Source organism: Streptomyces sp. Je 1-332, from assembly GCF_040730185.1.
Lineage (GTDB): Bacteria > Actinomycetota > Actinomycetes > Streptomycetales > Streptomycetaceae > Streptomyces.
This window is the reverse complement of sequence record NZ_CP160402.1, coordinates 1699155-1717688: the sequence shown is the minus strand read 5'-3', so window position 1 is coordinate 1717688 and position 18534 is coordinate 1699155. Positions and strand designations below refer to the sequence as shown.

The 18534-nt window shown below is 72.2% G+C and carries 16 protein-coding genes; 10 read left to right on the top strand and 6 right to left on the bottom strand.

Translation table 11 applies throughout. The annotated features are described in order from the left end of the window. Positions 1-7 precede the first annotated feature (7 nt). Positions 8-1036, top strand: a complete 1029-nt coding sequence (locus ABXJ52_RS08000) for an HAD hydrolase-like protein (protein WP_367040449.1) — start codon at positions 8-10, stop codon at positions 1034-1036. A gap of 220 nt (positions 1037-1256) precedes the next feature. Here ABXJ52_RS08000 and ABXJ52_RS07995 read toward each other — a convergent pair whose 3' ends face one another. Together ABXJ52_RS07995 and ABXJ52_RS07990 are read right to left on the bottom strand one after the other, a co-directional pair. Continuing rightward, positions 1257-2090 (bottom strand): siderophore-interacting protein, encoded by an 834-nt coding sequence (locus tag ABXJ52_RS07995; protein ID WP_367040448.1) that lies wholly within the window; start codon positions 2088-2090, stop codon positions 1257-1259. Continuing rightward, positions 2090-3082 (bottom strand): ABC transporter substrate-binding protein, encoded by a 993-nt coding sequence (locus ABXJ52_RS07990; protein WP_367048896.1) that lies wholly within the window; start codon positions 3080-3082, stop codon positions 2090-2092. Before ABXJ52_RS07990 ends, ABXJ52_RS07995 begins: the two co-directional genes overlap by 1 nt. Positions 3083-3198: 116 nt before the next feature. Between ABXJ52_RS07990 and ABXJ52_RS07985 the strand changes: the two genes are divergently transcribed. From ABXJ52_RS07985 to ABXJ52_RS07975, 3 genes are read left to right on the top strand one after another with little or no spacing between them, the layout of a single operon-like run. Continuing rightward, on the top strand, positions 3199-4242 hold the full coding sequence (locus ABXJ52_RS07985; RefSeq protein ID WP_367040447.1) for an iron chelate uptake ABC transporter family permease subunit: 1044 nt from the start codon (positions 3199-3201) through the stop codon (positions 4240-4242). Further along, complete coding sequence (locus ABXJ52_RS07980) at positions 4239-5267, top strand: iron chelate uptake ABC transporter family permease subunit (RefSeq protein WP_367040445.1); 1029 nt, start codon at positions 4239-4241, stop codon at positions 5265-5267. Before ABXJ52_RS07985 ends, ABXJ52_RS07980 begins: the two co-directional genes overlap by 4 nt. A 14-nt stretch (positions 5268-5281) precedes the next feature. Further along, positions 5282-6163, top strand: coding sequence for an ABC transporter ATP-binding protein (locus ABXJ52_RS07975; RefSeq protein WP_367048894.1), 882 nt, complete (start codon positions 5282-5284; stop codon positions 6161-6163). Here the strand turns inward: ABXJ52_RS07975 and ABXJ52_RS07970 are convergent. Continuing rightward, positions 6147-6494, bottom strand: coding sequence for an SCP2 sterol-binding domain-containing protein (locus tag ABXJ52_RS07970; RefSeq protein WP_367040443.1), 348 nt, complete (start codon positions 6492-6494; stop codon positions 6147-6149). The two genes, ABXJ52_RS07975 and ABXJ52_RS07970, sit on opposite strands and share 17 nt — an antisense overlap. A gap of 42 nt (positions 6495-6536) precedes the next feature. On the opposite strand from ABXJ52_RS07970, the gene ABXJ52_RS07965 reads away from it, so the two are divergent. Genes ABXJ52_RS07965 through ABXJ52_RS07955 form a run of 3 tightly spaced genes read left to right on the top strand, consistent with a single transcriptional unit; the run spans position 6537 to position 8600 of the window. Then, the gene (locus tag ABXJ52_RS07965) at positions 6537-6860 is read left to right on the top strand and encodes a hypothetical protein (protein WP_367040442.1); all 324 of its coding nucleotides are present in this window, start codon (positions 6537-6539) and stop codon (positions 6858-6860) included. Between the two features lie 7 nt (positions 6861-6867). Beyond that, positions 6868-7683, top strand: a complete 816-nt coding sequence (locus tag ABXJ52_RS07960; RefSeq protein ID WP_367040441.1) for a TlyA family RNA methyltransferase — start codon at positions 6868-6870, stop codon at positions 7681-7683. After that, positions 7680-8600 carry an NAD kinase gene (locus ABXJ52_RS07955; protein ID WP_367040439.1) on the top strand — a complete coding sequence of 307 codons (921 nt, stop codon included), beginning with the start codon at positions 7680-7682 and terminating at the stop codon, positions 8598-8600. The genes ABXJ52_RS07960 and ABXJ52_RS07955 overlap by 4 nt, the downstream gene beginning before the upstream one ends. Before the next feature lie 91 nt (positions 8601-8691). On the opposite strand, the gene ABXJ52_RS07950 is transcribed toward ABXJ52_RS07955, so the two are convergent. After that, positions 8692-10041, bottom strand: coding sequence for an FtsX-like permease family protein (locus ABXJ52_RS07950; protein WP_367040437.1), 1350 nt, complete (start codon positions 10039-10041; stop codon positions 8692-8694). A gap of 231 nt (positions 10042-10272) precedes the next feature. Between ABXJ52_RS07950 and recN the strand changes: the two genes are divergently transcribed. From recN to ABXJ52_RS07935, 3 genes are all read left to right on the top strand, one after another. After that, positions 10273-12000, top strand: coding sequence for a DNA repair protein RecN (gene recN / locus ABXJ52_RS07945; protein WP_367048892.1), 1728 nt, complete (start codon positions 10273-10275; stop codon positions 11998-12000). Between the two features lie 456 nt (positions 12001-12456). Beyond that, entirely contained in the window at positions 12457-13230 is a 774-nt protein-coding gene (locus ABXJ52_RS07940; RefSeq protein ID WP_367040436.1) for a hypothetical protein, read from the top strand. A 473-nt stretch (positions 13231-13703) separates the two neighbouring features. Continuing rightward, on the top strand, positions 13704-14840 hold the full coding sequence (locus ABXJ52_RS07935) for a glycosyltransferase family 4 protein (RefSeq protein ID WP_367040435.1): 1137 nt from the start codon (positions 13704-13706) through the stop codon (positions 14838-14840). A gap of 21 nt (positions 14841-14861) precedes the next feature. On the opposite strand, the gene ABXJ52_RS07930 is transcribed toward ABXJ52_RS07935, so the two are convergent. Continuing rightward, entirely contained in the window at positions 14862-16499 is a 1638-nt protein-coding gene (locus tag ABXJ52_RS07930; protein WP_367040434.1) for a PucR family transcriptional regulator, read from the bottom strand. Between the two features lie 71 nt (positions 16500-16570). Continuing rightward, positions 16571-18382, bottom strand: coding sequence for a glycoside hydrolase family 15 protein (locus tag ABXJ52_RS07925; protein WP_367040432.1), 1812 nt, complete (start codon positions 18380-18382; stop codon positions 16571-16573). Between the last annotated feature and the right edge of the window lie 152 nt (positions 18383-18534).

Here is an 18534-nt window from a genome sequence, read left to right as displayed (position 1 = left end):
ATGCGTAATGAGCCAGACCGTCAGGACGCGGCCCGAAGGCAGCCGGGATGTGCTGAGCGAGGCGTATGACACGGCGCTGCTCGACCTGGACGGGGTGGTGTACGCGGGCGGCCAAGCGATCGCCCACGCCGTCGAGTCGCTCGGTAAGGCCGCCTCCGGCGGCATGCATCTCGCGTACGTGACGAACAACGCGCTGCGTACGCCGGACGCGGTGGCCCAGCATCTGACGGAGCTCGGCATTCCGACCGGGGCCGCGGACGTCATCACGTCCGCGCAGGCGGCGGCGCGGCTGGTGAGCGAGCAAGTCCCCGCGGGCGCGCGGGTGTTGGTCGTCGGCGGGGAAGGGCTGCGGGTCGCGCTGCGGGAGCGTGGGCTCGAGCCGGTGGAGTCGGCGGACGACAGTCCTGTGGCGGTGGTGCAGGGGTATGGCGGGCCCGAGATGGCGTGGGGCAGGTTCGCCGAGGCCTGTTACGCGATCGCGCGGGGCGTGCCGTGGTTCGCGTCCAACACTGACCTGACGATTCCCAGTGCGCGGGGGATCGCGCCGGGCAATGGCGCAGCGGTCGAGGTCGTACGCATCGCGACGGGCGCTGAGCCGCAGGTGGCGGGCAAGCCGCTGCCTCCGATGCACCGCGAGACGATTCTGCGCACGGGCGCCGAACGGCCGTTGGTCGTGGGGGACCGGCTCGACACGGACATCGAGGGCGCGTTCAACGGCGAGGTGGACTCGCTGCTCGTCCTGACCGGGGTCACGGACGGCGCCCAGCTGCTCGCGGCCCCGCCCGAGCACCGGCCCACGTACGTGGACGCGGACCTGCGTGGCATGCTGACCGGCCAGCCCGAAGTGACCTCGGCGGAGGGCGGCTTCGCCTGCGGCGGCTGGACGGCGGCGGCCCGGGGGCACGAGCTGGCGCTGGACGGCGAGGGCGACGCCATGGACGGACTGCGGGCGCTGTGCGCTGCGGCATGGACGGAGGCGGGGGAGGGGAAGTGCGCGCTGGACGGGGAGAAGGCGTTGAGGCGGCTGGGGTTGTAGTCCCGGCGCCGGCGGCTGGTGGCGGGGCGGCGCTGTGAGTTGCGCTCCGGATTGACCTGGCCGAGTCGTCGCTCTGAAGCGATGCGCTTCCGGGTGCAGCCCCGGGCTGGTGTGGCTCGGGATGGGGCTTCGGGGTGAGCCGGCCCGGGGGTTGGCTCCTCTCGCGCCGAACCCCCGGCCGCTGCGTGGGCCGGGGCCTCGGGCAGCGGAGTGGCCGGAGTCAGGCCGTTTCGTTGCGGTCTATCAGTTCGTCCGTGGTGGTGCCCTTGCGCCAGTAACCGGAGAACGAGATCCGCTTGCGGTCGAACCCGCGGTCGCCGACCAAGTGGCGGCGGACCGTCTTGACCGTCGCGGACTCGCCCGTGACCCAGGCGTACGGAGTGCCGGAGGGCAGCTCGGCGGCGCGGATAGCCGACGGAGTCGCGCCCTCCTCCGTCAGCCAGGTGATCTCGGCGTCCGCCTTCGTGGGCAGCTCCTGCTGGTCCGCCGGGTCGTGGACCTCGATCCACACGCGGGTCGGCGTCCCCGGCGGGAGCGTCTCCAGGATGGCCGCCACCGCGGGGAGCGCCGACTCGTCGGCGGTCAGGAGCACCCAGTCGGTGTCCTGCGGCGGCCGGAAGTCGTAGGCGCCGTTCTCCTCCTCGATCGGGGCGAGTACGCCGATCCGCGCGCCGGGGCCCGCGGACCGTGCCCAACTGGTGGCCGGGCCGTCGTGGGGCGAGGGAGCCGCGCCGTGCACCGCGAAGTCGACGATCAACTCGTCGGGGTCGCGGCGCAGTTCACGCGTGGTGTAAGTGCGCATGATGCCCCGGACATCGGGGTCGAGGGCGCACCAGTCCGCGTACCAGCTGGACGCGTCGCCTTCGGCCGTGTCCGGCATGACGGGGGCGTCCTGGCCCGGGTGCGGAAGGAAGATCTTGATGCGCTGGTCGCGGCCGGCCGAGGCCATCTGGGACAGGCCGTCGCCGCCGAGGGCCACGCGGATCATGGAGGGCGTGACGTACTCGGCGCGCAGCACGTGGCAGTCGAAGAAGTGGTACGGCGATTCAGTCATCAGGTGAGCCTCTTGGACTTCTCGATGGCGGCGGCGAGTCGTTCGAGCACGGGGGCGAAACCGGCGTAGCTGTAGCGCTCCTCCATCGACCAGGGCACCGTCTGGCCGGCCTTGACGGCGGGAAGCAGCTCCCAGGTGGGTTTCTTCGCCAGCTCCTTGGCCGGCAGCGCCGTCGACCGGTTGTCCATCATGATGAGATCCGCGTGGTATTTGTCGGCGTTCTCCCAGCTGAGGAACTCCCAGAAGCCCCATTCGTCGCTCTTCTTGCCCTCGACGAACTCGACACCGCGGTCCTTGAAGTAGTTCAGGTCGCAGTAGGAGTCCGGTACGGCGACGTAGAACTGGTCGGCGTCGCCGGTCATCGCCAGGACCTTCAGGCCGCGGTTGCCCTTCGCCGCCTCGCGCAGTCGGCGCTCGGCCTTGTCGAAACGGGCCTTCGCGGCGCGCACCTTCTCCGAGTCGAGGTCCCCGCCGAGCGCCTCGGCGAGCTCGGTGTAGCGCTTGAGCGGTTCGAGCAGCGAGACGCGGGCTCCCTTGATACCGACCGTGGGCGCGAGCGCCTCGATCTTCTTGGTGCTGTCCGCGGGCACGAACCAGAGGGCGGGCGGCGGGAACATGTTGCTGATCAGGAGGTCGGGGTCGAGACCCGCGTACTTCTCGATGTTGAACTGGTTGAACGACTCGCCGAGGCTCGTCAGTTTGCTGACGTCGAGGTCGCCCGCCTGGGGGTTGGGCTTGCCGTCCACCGGCTTGGAGGGGCCGAAGACTCCGGTGCAGGTGACGCCGTAGTCGTGCAGGGCCGCCGCCGTGCTGATGTAGGCGACGATATTCTTCGGGGTGTGGTTGACCTCGGCGGTCTTGCCACGGTCGTCCTTGAAGGTCCAGGCTTTGGAGCCCGCGCTCTTCCCGGACTTCTCCTCGCTTCCGCAGCCGCTGAGCAGGGCGCCGATGCCGAGGGCTCCGCCGGAGGCGAGCAGGCCGCGGCGGGACATGCCGCGGGTGACAAGCGCGTCACGGCGGGGCGGAGCGGGAGTTATCGGGCGGCGGGCGCGCATAGGTGGTGCTTCTCTCGTCGAAGTCCAGTGCGAGGGTAGGCTAACCTAACCTGGTGTTGGTCGACAGTCCCCCCGAAGCAAGCGCGGAGACCGCCCCCGCGCCACCCAACCGCCGCGCGATACGCAGCGCCGGGCTCCTCGTCTCGGTCTGCGTGCTGCTGCTCGTCGTCGTGGCGAGCATCGCGGTCGGTGCCAAACAGCTGTCCATGGACCAGGTCTGGCACGGCCTGTTCCAGGACACCGGGACGTACGGCGATGTCGTCGTCGGAGAGCGGCTCTCGCGGACGCTGCTCGGCGTGCTCGTCGGCGTGGCCCTCGGCCTCGCGGGCGCCGTCCTTCAGGCACTGACACGCAACCCGCTGGCCGATCCGGGACTGCTCGGCATCAACCTCGGCGCGTCGGCCGCCGTCGTCACCGCCATCAGCTTCTTCGGTGTCACCTCGCTGAGCGGCTACGTGTGGTTCGCCTTCGCCGGAGCGGCCGTGGTCGGAGCCGCCGTCTACGCCCTTGGCGGGACCCGCAACGCGACGCCCGTGCGGCTCGCGCTCGCCGGTACCGCGCTGAGCGCCGCGCTCTACGGCTATCTGCAGGCCGTGATGATCACGGACAACGCCGCGCTCAACAAGATGCGCTTCTGGACGGTCGGCTCCCTGGCATCCGCCAAGAACGAGACCATCCTTCAGGTCCTGCCCTTCCTCGTCATCGGCATCGTGCTCGCACTCGGCCTCGCCCGGCCGCTCAACGCCATGGCCATGGGCGACGACACCGCCCGCGCGCTCGGCGCCCATCTGAACCGCACCCGCGCCCTGTCCATGGCCGCCGCGACGCTGCTCTGCGGGGCGGCGACCGCGGCCTGCGGGCCGATCATGTTCGTCGGCCTGATGGTGCCGCACGTCGTGCGCTCCTTCACCGGGCCCGACATGCGCTGGATCCTGCCCTACGCGGCGATCCTCTCGCCGGTGCTCCTGCTCGGCGCCGACGTCATCGGGCGTATCGTCGCGCGGCCCGCGGAGTTGCAGGTCGGCATCATCACCGCGTTGATCGGCGCCCCGGTCTTCATCTTTCTCGTACGACGGCGGAGGCTGGCTCAGCTGTGAAGGCGATACGCACCCGGGGCGGGCTCAGCTTCCGCCTCGACGTCCGCACGGCCGTGGTCGTCGCCGTGCTCATCCTGGCCGCGCTCGTCGCGAGCGTCGTCCTGATCGGCACCGGCGACTTCCCCATCCCCGCCGCCGACGTCATCCGCACCCTGCTCGGCAACGGAGACGCCGGGCAGGAGTTCATCATCAACGACCTGCGCCTGCCGCGGGTCCTGGTCGGCCTCCTTGTGGGGGCCGCGCTCGGGCTCGGCGGCGCGATCTTCCAGTCCATCTCCCGCAATCCGCTGGGCAGTCCGGACATCCTCGGCCTCGGGCAGGGGGCCACCGCGGGCGCGCTCATCATGATCGTCCTCTTCCAGGGGACCGCGGTGCAGGTTGCCGGGGGTGCGCTCGTGGGCGGTCTGGTGACCGGCTTCGCGATCTACGTGCTCGCCTGGAAGCGGGGCGTGCACGGCTTCCGGTTCGTCCTGGTCGGCATCGGCGTCTCCGCCTTCGTCACCGCGATCAACGGCTATCTGCTCACCAAGGCGGACCTCGTCGACGCCGCCCGCGCCGTCGTCTGGATGACCGGCTCCCTCAACGGGCGTGACTGGGACCAGGTCTGGCCGCTGCTCGTCCTGTGCGCCATCCTCGTACCCCTCGTCATGACGTACGCGCGTCCGCTGCGAATGTTGGAGATGGGTGACGACGTCGGGTACGCGCTCGGCGTGCCCGTCGAGCGCACCCGCATCGTCCTGATGGCCTCGGCCGTGCTGCTCACCGCCGCCGCCACCGCCGCTGCGGGCCCCGTCAGCTTCGTCGCGCTCACCGCGCCGCAGCTGGCGAGGCGGCTCACCCGCTCGCCGGGGCCCAACCTGATGCCGGCGATGTTCATGGGCGCCACCCTGCTGATCGTCGCGGACTGGGCATCGCAGCGGGCCTTCGGCGCCGACCAGCTGCCCGTCGGCGTGGTCACGGGCGTGCTCGGCGGCATCTACCTGCTGTGGCTCCTCGTCATCGAGCGCAAGGCGGGGCGGATATGAAGACGCGTACGGCCATGAACACGAAAACCTCTGAGAGCACCGACAGGCAGGAGCGTGCCGCAGTGAACCGGCTCATCGCGGACGACGTGACCCTTGGCTACGACCAGCGCGTCATCGCGGAGAAGTTGTCCGTCGAGATCCCCGACAACTCCTTCACGGTGATCGTCGGCCCGAACGCCTGCGGCAAGTCCACCCTGCTGCGTGCTCTGTCGCGGATGCTCAAGCCCTCCGCGGGCCGAGTCCTGCTCGACGGGAACGTCATCCAGTCGATGCCCGCGAAGAAGGTCGCGCGGACGCTCGGCCTGCTCCCGCAGTCGTCCATCGCACCCGACGGGATCACCGTGGGCGACCTCGTGGCGCGCGGCCGCTACCCCCACCAGGGGCTCCTGCGCCAGTGGTCGGCGGAGGACGAGCGGATCGTGGGCGAGTCCATGGCCTCGACCGGTGTCGCCGAACTGGCCGATCGCTACGTCGACGAGCTCTCGGGCGGCCAGCGTCAGCGCGTGTGGATCGCGATGGCGCTCGCCCAGCAGACCCCGCTCCTGCTCCTGGACGAGCCGACGACGTTCCTCGACATCCAGCACCAGATCGACGTGCTCGACCTGTGCGCCGACCTCCACGAGGAGCAGGGCCGCACGCTCGTCGCCGTCCTGCACGACCTCAACCACGCGGCTCGCTACGCCACCCACCTCATCGCCCTGCGCGACGGCGCGGTCGTCGCGGAGGGCGCGCCGGCCGACGTCGTCACGACGGAGCTGGTGCGGGACACCTTCGGGATGGACTGCCAGATCATCGACGACCCGGAGACCGGGACGCCGCTCGTGGTGCCCGCGGCACGGCGGGGGCGGACGAAGACTGTCGATGCGGCGGGCGCGGGGGCTAAAGCAGCGACCTGAGGCGGAGCATGTCGCGCAGGCCCGCCTCCAGCTTGACCCGGCCGGAGGCCCAGGCCTTCGCGAAGTTCAGCTCGCCGTCGACCAGGGCCACCAGATCGTCGCCGGACATGGTGAGGCGGATCTCCGCCTTCTCACGAGGGGCGCCGGGATGCGTGTCGAGCACCGTGATCCGGCCGTTCCCGAGACGGCCCGTGAAGGTCACGTCGAGGTCGGTGATGCGGCAGCTCAGCGAGCGGTTGAGCGCGGCGGCACTGCGCACGCCGCCATCGGCGCCCGCGAGACTGCCCGAGAGTTTGTCCAGTGCCGCACGGCACTCTTCGATCGTCGCCATCGTGATCGACGGTACCGCAGCGCTTCGCGGTAGCGTCGTGGCATGAACGACTCGTTGCCGGGCCCCGAGCCTGAGCCGGAGACGTACGACCCCGTCGGCCCCGCGCCCCTCGGGGTGGAGCGTGTGCCGACCGGTGACGCCGGGGTGGACGGTCTGCTGCGGCGTCTCGGCGACGCGGACCACCTCGCCACGGACGGCCACATCGAGGTGTACGAGGATGTACACCGGGGCCTGCGTGACGCGCTGACCGCGCTCGACGCACGCCCCGGGCCGCCGGCGCCCTCACCCCTGGGGACGCCCGCGGCTTCGCCCCAGCACTCGTCCCCGTACACGCCCCAGCACTCGACCTCGTACAACAGGAGCTGAACAGAACGTGGCAGGAGTGGCACGCCGCCGCCTCGACGCCGAGCTCGTCCGGCGCAAGCTGGCGCGCTCGCGCGAGCACGCCAGCCAGCTGATCGCCGCCGGCCGTGTGACCGTCGGCAAGAACCCCGCGACGAAGTCCGCGACGCAGGTGGAGACCGCCGCGGCCATCGTGGTCACCAACGACGAGGGTGACCCCGACTACGTCTCGCGCGGTGGTCACAAGCTTGCGGGCGCGTTCGCCGCGTTCGTGCCGCAGGGCCTGGTCGTCGAGGGGCGGCGCGCGCTCGACGCGGGCGCGTCCACCGGCGGCTTCACCGATGTGCTGCTGCGCGCGGGCGCTTCGGGCGTCGTCGCGGTGGACGTCGGCTACGGTCAGCTCGCCTGGTCGCTGCAGAGCGACGACCGGGTCACCGTCAAGGACCGTACGAACGTACGGGAGTTGACGCTGGAGGCCATCGACGGCACCCCCGTCGACCTGGTCGTCGGGGATCTCTCCTTCATCCCGCTCGGCCTTGTGCTGCCTGCCCTCGCGCGGTGCGCGGCCCCCGACGCCGACCTGGTCCTGATGGTCAAGCCGCAGTTCGAGGTCGGCAAGGAACGCCTCGGCAGCGGCGGTGTGGTGCGCAGCGCGGAGCTGCGGGCCGATGCCGTACGCGGAGTGGCGCGCCAGGCGTGGGGGCTCGGGCTCGGCGTGGTCGGCGTGACCGCGAGCCCGCTGCCCGGACCTTCCGGAAATGTCGAGTACTTTCTGTGGCTGCGTGCCGGGGCGCCCGAACTCGACCCGGCGGACGTTGACCGTGCCGTGGCGGAGGGGCCCCGTTGACTCAGACCCGAGAGACCCAGACCCGAGCTCGTACCGTTTTCCTGCTCGCGCACACCGGACGGCCTGCCGCCATCCGCAGTGCCGAACTCGTAGTCCAGGGGCTGCTGCGCAGCGGCATCGGGGTACGGGTCCTGGAGGCGGAGGCGGCCGATCTGCCGCTGCCGACCGAGGTCGGCACCGTGAAGGAGGCCACCCCCCAGTGCCTCGACGGCTGTGAACTGCTCGTCGTGCTCGGCGGCGACGGCACGCTGCTGCGCGGCGCGGAGTTCGCCCGCGCGTCCGGGGTGCCGATGCTCGGCGTGAACCTCGGACGCGTCGGCTTCCTCGCCGAGGCCGAGCGCGACGACCTCGACAAGGTCGTCGACCGGGTGGTGACGAAGTCCTACGAGGTCGAGGAGCGGATGACCATCGATGTCGTCGTGCGCAGCAACGGCGATGTCGTGCACCGCGACTGGGCGCTCAACGAAGCCGCCGTGCAGAAGATGTCGGCCGAGCTGATGCTCGAGGTCGTCCTGGAGATCGACGGCCGTCCGGTCACCGGCTTCGGCTGCGACGGCATCGTGTGCGCGACGCCGACCGGCTCCACCGCGTACGCCTTCTCCGCGGGCGGACCCGTCGTGTGGCCGGAGGTGGAGGCGCTCCTGATGGTGCCGATCAGCGCCCACGCCCTGTTCGCCAAGCCCCTGGTGACCTCGCCGGACTCGGTGCTCGCCGTCGAGGTCCAGCAGCACACGTCGCACGGGGTGCTGTGGTGCGACGGCCGCAGGACCGTCGAACTGCCGCCGGGGGCCCGGGTCGAGGTGCGCAGGGGTGAGGTGCCGGTGCGGCTCGCGCGGCTGCACCACGCGTCGTTCACCGACCGCCTCGTGGCGAAGTTCGCGTTGCCGGTGTCGGGGTGGCGGGGGGCACCGCACTAGCGCTCCGCTGGGGGTGCGGTCATCACTGCGGGCCCGGTGGGGGCTGGTCGCGCAGTTCCTCGCGCCCCTTCGGGGCGCAGCCTCGCCGCGGTCATGTGGAGCCGACCACTGAGATGGCCCGCTTCCGCATGACCGCATGTACCGGCAGGCCGGTAGCCAGCAGCGTAAGCAGCAAGGTGCCCGTCGCGATCCCCGTCGGTACCGCCCACGGCAGGTGGGGGAGTGTCGAGCCGAAGGCCGTGCTGAGGATCGGGGCCAGCGTGCCGAGCGCTATCGCGGTGCCGAGGAGCAGTGCCGTCCCGGCGACGACCACCGCTTCCCAGGCGGCCATCGCCCACACCTGGGCGCGCCGGCTGCCGACCACTCGCAGCAGGGCGATGTCGCGGCGGCGCTCGAAGGAGATCATGGCGAGGGTGTTCGCCGCGGCGATCGCGGCGAAGCCGGCGTAGAGCCCCGTGCCCACGTAGTCGAGCCAGACCTCGCCCGTGCTGCCCGCCGAACCCGTGTGGTGCTGCGCCGTGGTGTGCATGCCGATCTTGGTCAGGCCGAAGCCCACGACCAGGACGAGCGGCACGACCGCGGCGGAGAAGCGGCGGGGCTGCGAGCGGACGTTCAGCATCGCGAGGCGCGCGCTGCCGCCGAACCGGCCCACCAGCGCGGAGACGAGCCAGGCCGCGGGCCCGATGATCCGCGGGCCGAGCAGCCCCGCGCCGACGCAGAAGAGGATCAGGACGAGGAAGGCGCCCTCACTCGCCTCGTCCGCGGGCTGCTTCGACAGGAGTACGGAGACGGCGCAGGCCCCCGCGACCGCTGCCAGGCCGAGCGGCGCCCGGAGGATGCCGAGCCCCCGCCGCCCGGTCGCCGCCTCGCTCAGAGCGCGGGCCGGGCGAAGCAGCGAGAACCGCAGTGCCGACAGGAGCGCGGCGAGCGTCGTCGTCACCACGGCCACGCCGACGCACACCGGCAGGGCGACCCAGCCGAAGCGGAAGGCCGCCTCGGTGGGGAGCAGTCCGTGCGACACCATGCCCGCGTGCCACCAGCGCGCGACGAGACCGCCGAGGACGAAGCCGACGAGCGCCGCGGGGATCGACGCGGCGAGGGCCTGGCCGGCCACCGCGCGGCGGACCTGGCGGGGTTTGGCGCCGATGGAACGCACCAGGGCGAGCTCGCGGTGCTGCTGTGCGACGGCCGTGCCCATCGTCGACACGACCACGAATATCGACATGTAGATCGATCCGATGAGCAGGACGACGGCCATGTCGCCCACGCCGTTCTCGCTGATCTGCCTGCGTGCCCGTGCGGAGAGCCCGTCTGCGCCGGTCGAGCCGAGCATCATCGTCGACGCGCTGACCACCGTCGCCGCGAAGAGCGCGGCCACCGCCGTGCCCACGAATGCCGGGCGATGCGCGCGCAGCGCCGCCAGTACCAGTCCCGTTCCCATACCGATCATGGTGGGGTGCCGGGTCACCCGTGCACCAGGAGGCTGCCAGGAAGATCATGGTGGGGTAATCCCCACCCCTGGAGCCCCCAGGCTGCCCACCCCCTGCGAGTGACAGCGTCCGTTCGATCCGCCTTTGCCACCTGCGTCTTCGTGTAAGGAAGGTGGAAGGAGACCAGGGGCCGTCGCACACCTGGCCCATGACCTCGTAAGGTCGTGTCCGTGTTGGAGGAGATGCGGATACGGTCGCTCGGAGTCATCGACGACGCGGTGGTCGAGCTGTCGCCGGGGTTCACCGCGGTGACCGGCGAGACCGGTGCGGGCAAAACGATGGTGGTCACCAGCCTTGGCCTGCTGCTCGGCGGACGTGCCGATGCCGCCCTGGTGCGGATCGGCGCCAAGTCGGCGGTGGTGGAGGGGCGGATCACTGTGCCCGCGGATGCCACGGCTGCCGTGCGCGCGGAGGAAGCGGGGGCCGAGCTCGACGACGGGGCGCTGCTGATCAGCCGTACGGTCTCGGCGGAGGGCCGCTCCCGTGCGCACCTCGGCGGGCGGTCGGTCCCGGTGGGCCTGCTGTCCGAACTCGCCGACGACCTCGTGGCGGTGCACGGACAGACGGACCAGCAGGGCCTGCTCAAACCGGCCCGGCAGCGCGGAGCCCTCGACCGGTACGCGGGCGACGCCGTCGCCGTGCCGCTGGCCAAGTACACGGCGGCGTACCGCAGGCTGCGGGCCGTGACGACCGAGGTCGACGAGATCACCACGCGCGCGCGTGAACGGGCCCAGGAGGCCGATTTGCTGCGTTTCGGCCTCGACGAGGTCGCGGGCGTGGAGCCGCGCGAGGGTGAGGACACCGAACTGGCCGCCGAGGCCGAGCGGCTCGGCCACGCGGAGGCCCTCGCCTCCGCCGCGACGGCCGCGCACGCCGCGCTCGCGGGCGTCCCCGAGGACCCGGAAGGTGTGGACGCCGCGACGCTGGTGGCGGGCGCCCACCGGGCTCTTGAGGCGGTCCGCTCCCACGACCCCGCCCTGGCCGCCCTGGGCGAGCGGATCGGCGAGATCGGGATTCTGCTGGGCGATGTGGCGGGGGAGCTCGCGGGGTACGCCGACGACCTCGACGCCGATCCCCTGCGTCTCGCGGCGGTGGAGGAGCGGCGGGCCGCACTGACCCAGCTGACCCGGAAGTACGGCTCCGACATCGATTCCGTCCTCGCCTGGGCCCAGGAGGGGGCCGCGCGGCTCACGGAACTCGAAGGTGACGACGACCGTCTCGAGGAACTGACCGCCGAGCGTGACGCGCTCCGCAGCGAACTCGCGGGGCTCGCGCAGGCGTTGACCGACGCGCGCCAGGAGGCGGCTTCGCGGTTCGCGGCGGCCGTCACCGAAGAGCTGGCCTCGCTCGCGATGCCGCACGCGCGCGTGACGATCGACATCACCGCCACGGAGGTGCCCGAGGGCGGGGACGGTGTGCCGGTCGACGGCCGCCTCGTCGCGTACGGGCCCGCGGGCGTCGACGAGGTGGAACTCCTCCTGGCCCCGCATCCGGGCGCCCCGCCGCGACCGATCGCCAAGGGTGCGTCCGGCGGTGAGCTGTCGCGCGTGATGCTCGCCGTCGAGGTGGTCTTCGCGGGTACGGATCCCGTGCCGACGTACCTCTTCGACGAGGTCGACGCGGGTGTCGGCGGCAAGGCCGCGGTCGAGATCGGCCGCAGACTCGCCCGCCTCGCCAAGTCCGCGCAGGTCGTGGTCGTGACGCATCTGCCGCAGGTGGCGGCGTTCGCCGACCGGCAGCTGCTCGTCGAGAAGACGAACGACGGGTCCGTGACGCGGTCCGGAGTCCTGGTGCTCGAAGGGGAGGACAGGGTGCGGGAGTTGTCCCGGATGCTGGCGGGCCAGGAGGACTCGGAGACTGCACGGGCCCACGCGGAGGAACTGCTGGCCACGGCTCGGGGGGACGGGTAGCTGGCGGGTCGCCCTCGGCAGGTGGGCTTCGCGTGCTGCCGGTCACTGGCTATCGGTACCCGAACCCCACCCACCGAAGACGCCCCACCAACCACCCGCCCCCCCCGTGCCGACCAGGCCACAGCCCAACGGCATCCAAGAACGAGCCCGGCGGAGCCGGTGGATCTCCGGCTCGGCCGGCTTGGTTCTTGGATGCCGGTCGGGCTGTGACGTGCTCGGCTCGGACGCGGGTGGCTGGCGGGTCGCTTTCGGTGGGTGGGGTTCGAGTGCGCCTGTCACTGGCTCTGCTGAGTTGGTCGTCGGGCGCCGGGTGGCTGTGGCCTGGTCGGCTCGGGGGTGGGTGGTTGGTGGGGCGTCTTCGGTGGGTGGGGTTCGGGTACTGCCGATCGCCTGCTCCGTCGCCTTTGTCCTTGGACGCCGGAGAGGCCGTGACCTGGTCGGCGTACGCTGAAACGCATGATCGTCCAGCGCTGCACCGCTCTTCTCGCCGCGGCCGCCGTCACCCGCGCCGCCACCACCGCGTTGCGTTCGCGCCCTCCGGGTGGAGTCGGGCGCTGGCAGCGGAAGAACTATGCCGGGCGGACGGTGGAGTTGTACGCCGGGCCCGCCGCCGCTCTCGGTGCGGCGGCGGGAGCTGTGGTGCTGCCCGCCAGGGCCCGCGCCGCCGCCGCGCTCGCCGTGCTCTCCGCGGGGGCGTGCGGGGCGTACGACGATGTGGCGGGGGAGGGCGATCCGCGCCGGGGCTTCCGTGCGCACCTGGGCGCGTTGCGGGCGGGGGAAGTCACCAGCGGGGCCGTGAAGTTGTTCGGGGTCTCCGCGGCAGGTCTTGCCGCCGGCGCGCTGCTCAAGGAGCGGCCGGTGGACAAGCTTCTTGCCGGTGTCGTGGTTGCGGGCGCCGCTCACTTCGTCAACCTCGTGGACGTACGCCCGGGGTGGGCGGCCGGAGCGGTGGTCGCGCTGGGGATGCCGGGGCTGCTGCGCCAAGGCGCCGCCGGAGCGCTCTCCGCCGCCTCCGTCGGAGCCGCGGCGGCCGTGCTCCCGGAGGACATCGGGGAGCACGCCATGATCGGCGACGCGGGAGCACACGCCTTGGGCGCGGCCCTCGGCCTCGCCATCGCCGCGGGCAACGGCCGCACGGGTCTCGCCGTCCACGCGGTCGGCGTCGTGGCGGCGGCCGCGTACGGCGAGAAGGTCAGCGCGTTCGCGGCGGGTGCGGGGCGTTGGGGCTAGCCACTCGGCACCGCTGAGCTGCGGCCTCGTTGAGCTGAGAGCGTGCGCTGTGGTGTGGTGTGGCGTGGCGCGGTCGCGGCGGGTGCGGGGGCCCCGCTGCCGGAAGGCGTGGGGGGAGCGTGAAGCGTTGAGGGCGGGTGGGGTTGGGGTGGGCGCGTAGGCGTCGAGGTGCCGCCTCCCGGCTGATGTGACTTCTCGTCGTTGCGTCGTGCCTCGCGGCTGTGGCTCCTTGGCGGGGGCTGCCGCGCCCTGAGGGCTCGGAACGCTTTCGTTACGGGAGTGGCGCTGCGAAGATGCGAGGGCCGTAGGTCATCCGCGGTGTTGAATCCCCGTTGTCCTCACCCGTGTGGGTGATCCGGGTCAGGGAGTTGCCCTGTGCGACACGGACGAGGCCTTTCGGCGGTGCCGGAACGTCCGTACGGACTGGCATCCTTGGCGCAGCCCCCCGACGCCGACCCAGGAGCCCCGGCTACGTGAGCCACGTGAGCAGCCACTCACCGCACGGTCAGACCTCGCTGCACACCGTGCAAGTGCTGGGCGGTGGCAGCGCGGGCAGCAGCGCCCACGTCAGGTCGCTCGCCGCGGGACTCGCGGCGCGGGGCGTGCGGGTCACGGTGTGCGCCCCCGCCGAAGCCGCCAGTGCCTACGACCTGACAGGCACCGGCGCCCGGCACGTCCACGTACCGCGCAGCAACGACCCCGCATCGGTCGCCTCCCTCCGGCTGGCCTGCGCCGACGCCGACCTCGTGCACGCGCACGGACTGCACGCCGCGCTCCGCGCCGCCCTGGCGCTCACCGGCCGGCGCACCCCCCTCGTCGTCACCTGGCACACGCGCGCGCACGCGAAAGGAGCGCGCGCCCGCGTCCTGCGCCTCCTGGAGCGACGCGTCGCCAAGGCCGCCGCCGTGGTCCTCGGCACCTCGTCCGACCTCGTCGACCGCGCCCGCAGCAGGGGCGCGCGGGACGCCCGCCTCGCTCCCGTCACACTCCCCGCGCCGCGACCGACGGACGGGGAGGTCGAGGACGCCGAGGGGCTGCGCCACAAGGCCCTGGCCGAACTCGGCGCCGTAGGACGCCCGTTGATCGTCACCGTCGGCACGCTCGAACCGCAGCGGGGATACGACGTCCTCCTGCAGGCCACGCGCGCGTGGCGCCACCTCGATCCTCTGCCGCTCCTCGTCATCGCGGGCGAAGGGCCCGAGCGCGGCGCCCTGCAGCGCCGTATCGAGAACGAGGGCCTTCCGGTCCGGCTCGTCGGCCGGCGCGACGACGTGCCCGAGATGCTCGCGGCGGCCGATCTCGTGGTGCTGCCCACCAGTTGGGAGTCCCGCTCGGTGCTTGCGCAAGAGGCCCTGCACGCACGCGTGCCGCTCGTCGCGACCGCGGTCGGCGGCATCCCCGAACTCGTCGGCGACGCCGCCGCCCTCGTCCCGTACGGCGACGCCGAGGCCCTGGCCACCGCCGTCGCCCGTCTCCTCGCCGACCCCGCGCTCAGGGAGCGGCTCAAGGACAAGGGCACGGCCCAGGCGGCGACATGGCCGACCGAGGACGAAACGGTCACTCAAGTCCTCAGCGTCTACGACGAGTTGACGCGGCCCTTCGGCGTGTAGCGCCGGGGTTGCGCGGGGCCGCTACGCCACATGCCTCCGCGCCCGCAGCGCCAGGCTCAACGCGAGCACCGTCTGCGGGTCGTCCAGGTCCGTGCCGAGGAGCTCGCTGATCCGGGCGAGGCGGTTGTAGAGCGTCTGACGGTTCAGGTGCAGCTCGCGCGCCGTCTCCGCCTTGCGTCCCGCATGGGCCAGATACGTCTGCAGGGTCGGCAGGAGCGGCGGCTTCGAGCGCTGGTCGTGGGTCCGCAGCGGGCCGATCGCGCGGTCCACGAACGCCGCGAGCGCCGAGTCGTCGTAGTTGTGCAGGCGCCACAGCAGCAGATCGATGTCCAGACGCCGCGCGTCGTACCAAGGGCGGTCGATGAGACCCTGCGCGGCCGTCGCCGTCTCCGCGGCGTGCCGCAGCCCCGCCGACGCCGCCGCCCAGCCGCCCGCGACGCCGACCACCACGACCGGCGGCAGCGCCCCGGCCCGCTGCATCCCCGCCCGCTCCACGCCCGCGCGCAGCGCGGCGGCGACACGGTCGGCCACCGCGGTGCGCTCGGACTCCGAGCGCAGGCCCAGAAGCAACGGGACGCGCCCCTCGACCGGACGTACGCCGAGCAGCACCGGCACCCCTACCGCGGCCAGCTCCTCCGCCACCGCCCGCGCGAGCACCGCCCAGCCGCCGCCCGGCGGCAGTCCGTCCGCGAGCCGCATCACCACCGGGAGCAGCGGGCTCTCGCCGGGCTTGAAACCGAGCACCCGCGCCTGGGCGGGCGCATCCTCGGCCTGGATCCGGCCCTCCGCGAGATCGGTCAGGAAGTCGCCCCGGCCCCGCGCGGCGAGCTCCTCCTCCTGCCGGGCCTGCATCAGGACCACCGCGAGCGAGCCCGCGGCCCGCTCCGCCGCGATCCGGTGCACCGGAAGCGGCGCGGACTCCACGGCGAGCAGCACGAGCCGGGCGCGCACCGAGCCCGAGCCGGGGCCGCCGCCCGGCACGTCGACGAGCAGCGCACCCGCGGGCGGCCCGTCCTTGTGCTGACCCCGCAGGCCCTCCCACACCTGGAGCGGATCGGCGCACTCCGTGCCCGCACCGGCCGCGTACAGGAGCTGTCCGTCCGCTGTCTCCAGGAACACCGGGTTACCGCTGAACTCGGCGAGGACAGACAGGACTTGGGGGACGCCGCCCCCGCCGAGCAGCGCCTCCGTGCAGCGTCGGTGGACCTCCTCGGCCTGCTGGAGGAGCGCGTAATGGCCGTTGACGATCTCGGTGTGGACCTCTTCGGTGACCGTCACGAAGGGCACCTCGCGGTGCAGCTGCACCAGCGGAAGACCCGCCGCCCGAGCCGTCTCCACTATCGCCGAGGGCAGCCGTGCGAAGCGCGGGCCCAGTTCGACGACGAGCGCCGCGATGCCCCGCTCGGCGAGTTTGCGCACGAAGACACGCTGCTCGGCGGGGCGTGCGCCGAGGCCGAGGCCCGTGGTCAGGAGCAGTTCGCCGCCCTTGAGGAGCGAGGCGATGTTCGGCACCTCGCCCGCATGCACCCACCGCACCGTGCGCTGCAGCCGCTCGGCGCCCGCGACCACCTCGGGGAGCCCGCCGCGAAGACCCGGAAGTTCCAGGGCCCGCTGCACGGTGATGCCGCCCTGAGTGCCCTGAGTGCCCTGACTTTCCATGGGGCGGACGGTACCTGAACGCACGGACGGCGACGGGCACGCCCGTCGCCGTCCGGTCCTGCAGGGGCTCGCTAACCGCCGTACGCCCCGCTGGCCGTCAGCCGCAGTGCCGTGTCGATCAGCGGCACGTGGCTGAACGCCTGGGGGAAGTTGCCGACCTGGCGCTGCAGCCGCGGGTCCCACTCCTCGGCGAGCAGCCCGAGGTCGTTGCGGAGCGCGAGGAGCTTCTCGAAGAGCTTGCGGGCCTCGTCCACCCGGCCGATCATCGCCAGGTCGTCCGCCATCCAGAACGAACAGGCCAGGAACGCGCCCTCGTCGCCTTCGAGGCCGTCCACGCCCGCGTCGTCCCCGGCCGTGGGGTAGCGCAGGATGAAGCCGTCCGACGTCGAGAGCTCGCGCTGGATCGCCTCGATCGTGCCGATCACCCGCTTGTCGTCGGGCGGCAGGAAGCCCATCTGCGGGATGAGCAGCAGCGAGGCGTCCAGCTCCTTGGAGCCGTACGACTGGGTGAAGGTGTTCCGCTCCTTGTCGTAGCCCTTCTCGCAGACGTCCCGGTGGATGTCGTCGCGCAGCTCGCGCCACTTGTCCAGGGGGCCGTCCGCGTCGCCGGACTCGATGAGCTTGATCGTGCGGTCGACGGCGACCCAGACCATCACCTTGGAGTGCACGAAGTGGCGGCGCGGGCCGCGCACCTCCCAGATGCCCTCGTCCGGCTCGTCCCAGTGCGTCTCCAGATAGCGGATCAGCTTGAGCTGGAGCAGTGAGGCGTAGTCACTGCGGGCCAGGCCCGTCATGTGTGCCAGGTGCAGGGCTTCGGTGACCTCGCCGTACACATCGAGCTGGAGCTGGTGCGCCGCGCCGTTGCCGGCCCGGACCGGTGTCGAGCCCTCGTACCCCGGCAGCCAGTCGAGCTCGGCCTCGCCGAGCTCGCGCTCACCCGCGATGCCGTACATGATCTGCAGGTTCTCGGGGTCGCCCGCCACCGCGCGCAGGAGCCACTCGCGCCAGGCACGGGCCTCCTCGCGGTACCCGGTGCGCAGCAGCGAGGAGAGCGTGATGGCGGCGTCGCGCAGCCACGTGTAGCGGTAGTCCCAGTTGCGGGAGCCGCCGATGTCCTCCGGCAGTGACGTCGTGGGCGCGGCGACGATGCCGCCCGTGGGGGCGTACGTCAGGGCCTTCAGGGTGATCAGTGAGCGGACCACGGCCTCGCGGTACGGGCCGTGGTACGTACAGTGCTCGACCCAATCCCGCCAGAAGTCCTGCGTGGCCGTGAGGGCGTTCTCGGGCTCTGCGGGCGGGGGCGGCTGCTTGTGCGAGGGCTGCCACGAGATGGTGAACGCGACCCGGTCACCGGGCGAGACCGTGAAGTCCGCGTACGTCGTGAGGTCCTTGCCGTAGGTCTCGGCCGACGTGTCGAGCCACACGGAGTCGGGTCCGGCGACGGCCACCGTGCGATCGTCGACCTTGTGCACCCAGGGCACGATGCGGCCGTAACTGAAACGCATCCGCAGGGCGGAGCGCATCGGCACCCGGCCGCTGACGCCCTCGACGATCCGTACCAGCTGCGGGGCGTCCGTGTCGCGCGGCGGCATGAAATCGGTCACGCGGACCGTGCCGCGCGGGGTGTCCCACTCGGATTCCAGGATCAGCGAGTCGCCGCGGTACGTGCGCCGCGCGGCGGTCGGCGGTGGTGCGTCGGGGCTGTGAGCGGGCCCGAGACGCCAGAATCCGTGCTCCTCCGTGCCGAGCAATCCGGCGAAGATGGCGTGCGAGTCGAAGCGGGGCAGGCACAGCCAGTCGACTGTGCCGTCCCGGCAGACCAGGGCAGCGGTCTGCATGTCTCCGATGAGTGCGTAATCCTCGATGCGCCCGGCCACGTGCATCTCCAGTCAAACGGCCACGTCGCCCTCTCGGGGGCGCTCGCTCTACGGTCAAGGCTTCGCTGTAAAACGAACTGCGCGAGCCTCTTGTTCCGGGGAACGGTACGGGGGTGATTGCCGTTGATCGGACCGGCTCGGCAGCGAGTGTCCGAGCA

Coding starts and splice junctions, on each gene's coding strand:
- ABXJ52_RS07940 (WP_367040436.1), top strand. CDS start 12,457: ATGATCGTCCAGCGCTGCACCGCTCTTCTCGCCGCGGCCGCCGTCACC.
- ABXJ52_RS07990 (WP_367048896.1), bottom strand. CDS start 3,082: ATGTCCCGCCGCGGCCTGCTCGCCTCCGGCGGAGCCCTCGGCATCGGC.
- ABXJ52_RS08000 (WP_367040449.1), top strand. CDS start 8: ATGAGCCAGACCGTCAGGACGCGGCCCGAAGGCAGCCGGGATGTGCTG.
- ABXJ52_RS07950 (WP_367040437.1), bottom strand. CDS start 10,041: ATGGGAACGGGACTGGTACTGGCGGCGCTGCGCGCGCATCGCCCGGCA.
- ABXJ52_RS07930 (WP_367040434.1), bottom strand. CDS start 16,499: ATGGAAAGTCAGGGCACTCAGGGCACTCAGGGCGGCATCACCGTGCAG.
- ABXJ52_RS07975 (WP_367048894.1), top strand. CDS start 5,282: ATGAACACGAAAACCTCTGAGAGCACCGACAGGCAGGAGCGTGCCGCA.
- ABXJ52_RS07925 (WP_367040432.1), bottom strand. CDS start 18,382: ATGCACGTGGCCGGGCGCATCGAGGATTACGCACTCATCGGAGACATG.
- ABXJ52_RS07995 (WP_367040448.1), bottom strand. CDS start 2,090: ATGACTGAATCGCCGTACCACTTCTTCGACTGCCACGTGCTGCGCGCC.
- recN (WP_367048892.1), top strand. CDS start 10,273: ATGCGGATACGGTCGCTCGGAGTCATCGACGACGCGGTGGTCGAGCTG.
- ABXJ52_RS07970 (WP_367040443.1), bottom strand. CDS start 6,494: ATGGCGACGATCGAAGAGTGCCGTGCGGCACTGGACAAACTCTCGGGC.
- ABXJ52_RS07965 (WP_367040442.1), top strand. CDS start 6,537: ATGAACGACTCGTTGCCGGGCCCCGAGCCTGAGCCGGAGACGTACGAC.